The organism is Mycobacterium sp. TH-M15 (assembly GCF_057473705.1).
In genome coordinates this window covers 1-4,935 of record NZ_JBYCLB010000530.1, presented here as the reverse complement: position 1 = coordinate 4,935, position 4,935 = coordinate 1, and the positions used below count along the sequence as shown (strand labels likewise).

The following is a 4,935-nucleotide window of genomic DNA, read 5'->3' as shown; positions in this document are numbered from 1 at the left end:
ATCCAGAACACCCCCATGCCGGCGACCGGACCGCTGTTCAGATTTGCGCTCTTCCAAACGTGGGCCGATGAGTTCCACTTGTTCGGGTGCTTCCACCACATCGTCATCGACGGGTCCGGCATCACGCTGCTGGCCCATCGGATCGCCACTGTCTACGCGGCGATGGCATCCAATGCACCCCTTCCCCCGACCTTCTTCGGCTCGTTGCAGGACTTGGTTCGCTGCGAGGCGGAGTACGAAGCATCCACGGATTATCAGGACGACCGGGCCTACTGGACCGAGAACCTGCCACCGGAAAGCGAACCCAATTACCCGCCGGCGAGTGCCGCGGGCGCGGGTGAGCTGCGGTTGCCCGGTGCGCCGGTTCGACTGGACCCCGCCGTGCTCCGCCAGATTCAGCAGTTGTCGCAGAAGTGGAACATGCCCCGATCGTCGGTCATCACCGCGGCGTGTGCCCTCTTGGTGCGAGGGCGGTGCGCCGCGGGCCCCGAGGTGGTGCTCGACTTCCCGGTCAGCCGTCGGGTACGTCCGGAATCGAAGTTGCTGCCCGGGATGGTTTCCGGGGCGGTGCCGCTGGTCGTGCGGGTTTCGCCGGGCGCCACGGTCGCCGGTTTCTGCGAACACGTCGACACCCGGATACGGGAAGCGCTGCAGCATCAGCGGTTTCCGGTGCACGCCCTGGAACGCAAAGGCCGGCCTTACGGCTCGGAGCGCCGCGCCAACCGGGTGAGCGTCAACTTCATGCCGTCGAAGATGACCATGGACTTCGCCGGCGTCGAGGCATCCGCGTCGTTCACCAATCCGGGACAGGTAGGCGACTTCGGGTTGATCTTCTCCGGCGCCGGCGACCAGCTTGTCCTCAGCACGGCGGGTGCCGGTGGGCCGTTGTCGAACGACGACACCGTCGATATCGCGCGACGGCTGGGCCGGCTGTTGGTGGCGATGGCGGCCGATCCGGACCGACTGCTCTCCTCGATGGACCTGCTCGACGACGACGAGCGGGCCCGGCTGGATGGCTGGGGCAACCGGGCCGTGTTGACTGAGCCGGCACCGGCGCCGGCGTCGATTCCGGCGATGTTCGCCGCGCAAGCCGCCCGCGCCCCCGAGGCGGTCGCGATCAGCGACGTGCCACGGTCGTGGACCTATCGCCAGGTCGAGCAGGCCGCCGACCGATTGGCGCATCGGTTGGATCGCGCGGGCGTCGGACCCGGGCAGCGGGTCGCACTGCTGTTGTCCCGCTCGGCGGAGGCAGTCGTGGCGATGCTGGCGGTGCTGAAAACGGGCGCGGCGTACGTGCCGATCGACCCGTCGGTGCCGGCCACCCGGATTGCGTTCGTGCTCAGCGATGCGGCGCCGATCGCCGCGATCACCGCCGCCGAGCACCGGCCGCAGCTGGCCGGCCATGACCTGGTGATCATCGACGTCGACGATCCGGCTCTTGCCGGCGAGCCCGTGACCGCGCTACCGGGGCCGGCTCCCGACGAAATCGCCTACCTCATCTACACCTCGGGCACGACCGGGACGCCGAAGGGTGTGGCTGTTGCCCACCGTAACGTGACGCGGCTGCTGGAAACCCTCGACAGCGATCTGGAGCTGGCCGGACAGGTGTGGTCGCAGTGCCATTCGCTGGCCTTCGACTTTTCGGTGTGGGAGATCTGGGGTGCGCTGCTCTACGGCGGCCGCGTAGTGGTGGTCCCCGACGCGATAGTCCGCTCGCCGGAAGATCTGCACGCTCTGTTGGTGACCGAACAGGTCACTGTGCTGAGCCAGACCCCGTCGGCGTTTTATGCGCTGCAAACCGCCGACACGCTGCAGCCGGAGCTGGGCGACGCGCTGAAGCTACAAGCCGTGGTGTTGGGCGGCGAAGCGCTGGAACCGCACCGGCTGGCTCCGTGGCTGCAGGCCCACCCGGGATTCCCGCGCCTGATCAACATGTACGGCATCACCGAGACGACGGTGCACGCGTCGTTCCGGGAGATTTTCCAGAGCGATATCGACAGCACCACCAGCCCCATCGGGGTGCCGTTGGCCCACCTCGGCTTCTTCGTGCTCGACACCTGGCTTCGGCCGGTGCCGGCCGGGGTGGTCGGGGAGTTGTATGTGGCCGGAGCCGGGGTGGCCTACGGCTACGTGGGCCGGGGCGGGTTGTCGGCGTCGCGGTTTGTGGCGTGTCCGCTAGGGGAGCCCGGCGCCCGGATGTATCGCACCGGCGATTTGGCGTGGTGGGGCACGGATGGGCAGCTGCGCTATATGGGCCGCGCCGACCAGCAGGTCAAGATCCGCGGACACCGCATCGAACTCGGCGAAGTCCAGGCGGCGCTGAGCGCACTGGCCGGGGTCGAGCAGGCGGTGGTGATCGCCCGCGAAGACCGTCCCGGCGACAAGCGGCTGGTCGGGTATGTCACCGGGACCGCGGATCCGGCCACCGCGCGGGCCGCGCTGGCCGAGCAGCTCCCGGCCTACCTGGTCCCAGCCGCGGTGGTGGCGATCGATGCGCTGCCGTTGACGGTCAACGGCAAACTCGACACCCGCGCCCTGCCCGCACCGGAATATCAGCACGCGGAGCAGTACCGCGCCCCGACCCATGCCGTAGAGGAGATCCTGGTCGGCATCTACGCCCAGGTGCTGGGGCTGGAGCAGGTCGGGGTCGACGAATCGTTCTTCGAGCTGGGCGGCGACAGTATCTTGGCGATGCAGGTGGTGGCCCGGGCGCGGGCCGCCGGTCTGGTGTGCCGGCCGCGCGATGTCTTCGTCGAGCAGACGGTGGCCCGACTGGCCGGCGTGGCCCGCGGGGTGGCCGGCCCGGCCGATGAAGGCATCGGAACGGTGGTTGCCACCCCGATCATGCGCTGGCTGCACGACATCGACGGCCCGGTCGAGCACTTCAACCAGACGGCGGTGGTGCAGGCCCCGGCCGGCGTCAACGAGTCCGACGTGCTGGTGTTGTTGCAGACCTTGCTGGATCGGCACGCCATGCTGCGGCTACGCGTCGAAGACGACGGTGCCGGGGGCTGGTCGCTGCAGGTGCCCGACGCCGGTTCGGTGGATGCGCGGGACTGCCTGCAGGTTGTCGAGGTGTTGACCGATGAGGCGGTGATCGAGGCTCGTTCGCGGCTGAGCCCGGCGGCCGGGGTGATGCTGAGCGCGCTGTGGGTGGTCTCCACGGGTCGGCTGGTGTCGATGGTGCACCATTTGGCCGTCGACGGAGTGTCGTGGCGAATCCTGTTGGAGGACCTCAACATCGCCTGGTCCCAGCGCCGTAGCGGGCATCCGATCGAGCTGCCGGCGCCCGGGACGTCGTTCGCCCGGTGGTCGGAGCTACTGCTCGAGCATGCCCGCCGTCCAGAAGTCGTGGAGCACGCGTTCGTGTGGCGGCGGATCGCGGCGATCCCGGCCGCGCTGCCCGCGGCGCGCCCCGACGTCGACACCTATGTCAGCGCGGGAAACGTGGCGGTGTCATTGGATACCGAGACCACCAGCATGCTGCTGGCGGAGGTGCCGACCGCGTTTCATGCCGGCATCAACGATATTTTGTTGATCGCCTTCGCCTTGGCATGCGCGGAGTTCCTGGGTACCGGCGGCACACCGATCGGCATCGACGTGGAGGGCCACGGCCGCGACGACGAGCTGAGCCCCGACGTCGACCTGTCGCGCACGGTGGGATGGTTCACCGCCAAATATCCGGTCGCGCTGGCTGTCGGCGGGCTGTCCTGGGCGCAGGTGGTGGCCGGCGAACCGGAGCTGGGGACGCTGGTCAAGGACGCCAAAGAGCAGCTCCGGACGCTGCCGGAGCCGTTGAGCTACGGCGTGTTGCGCTATCTGAATCCTGATCTGGACCCCTTCGGGCCCGACCCTACGATCGGCTTCAACTACCTCGGGCGGGCAGGCACGGCCACCGACGAGTCCGGCGAGGGGTGGGGGATCTGCCACGACGGCCTGGCTCGTCTGCGCGTCAGCTCGCGGTTGCCGATGCCGTTGGCACACACCCTGGAACTCAACGCCGGCACCGTCGACACCGATGCCGGCCCGTATCTGCACGCGACATGGACATGGGCGGCCTCGGTGCTCGACGAAACGCAGGTCCGCCGGCTGAGCGGGTTGTGGTTCGAGGCCCTGGCCGGGATTTGTGCGCACGTCCGCCACGGCGGGGGCGGGTTGACTCCCTCGGATATTGCGCTTACTCCGTTGAGCCAGCAGCAAATTGACGAGCTCGAGCGGTTGTATGCGGATCGCTGATGTTCTGCCGCTGACTCCATTGCAGCAAGGGCTGCTGTTTCACGCCAATGCGACGCGGGGCAGTGCCGACGACGTGTACGCGGTGCAACTCGATATCGGGCTGTCCGGTCCTGTCGATGTGCACCGGTTGCGGGATGCATTGCATGCGGTGGCGTATCGGCATCCGCACGTGGCGGCCCGGTTCTCCGAGCAGTTCGACGAGCCGGTGCAGATCGTCCCCACCGATCCGTGGGTGCCGTGGCGCTATGTCGACATCGATCTCGACGTCGACGGTGCCGAGGGCAGCGTGGCCGAGCAGATCGAGCGGGTCTGCGCCGCCGAGCGGGCGGCGGTGTGCGAGCTGGGCGATCAGCCGGTATTTCGAGCGGCGTTGATCCGCCTCGCTCAGGATTCCCATCGGTTTGTGCTGACCAATCACCACATCGTGATGGATGGCTGGTCGCTGCCGATCCTGGTGCGCGAATTGTTCGCCAGCTACGACGGGCAACGACTGCCGGCACCCGGGTCTTATCGCCGGTTCGTGTCCTGGCTGGCCGGCCGCGACCACGACGCCGCCCGCGCCGCCTGGGGTGAGGTGCTGGCCGGTTTCTACACCCCCACCCTGGTCGGCCCGCCCGGCTGGTCGGGCCAGGGCCGGTCGTTGGTGGGCCGACGCGCGGGTGCGGCGATAAAGGGGCCCAAGCCGATCACCACATCGGC

1 pseudogene is annotated in these 4,935 nt (G+C 68.5%); it reads left to right on the top strand.

Features of this window, described 5'->3' with window-relative positions:
- Nucleotides 1–4,935: pseudogene (locus tag AC2VNT_RS12910) on the top strand (amino acid adenylation domain-containing protein); the annotation flags it as partial.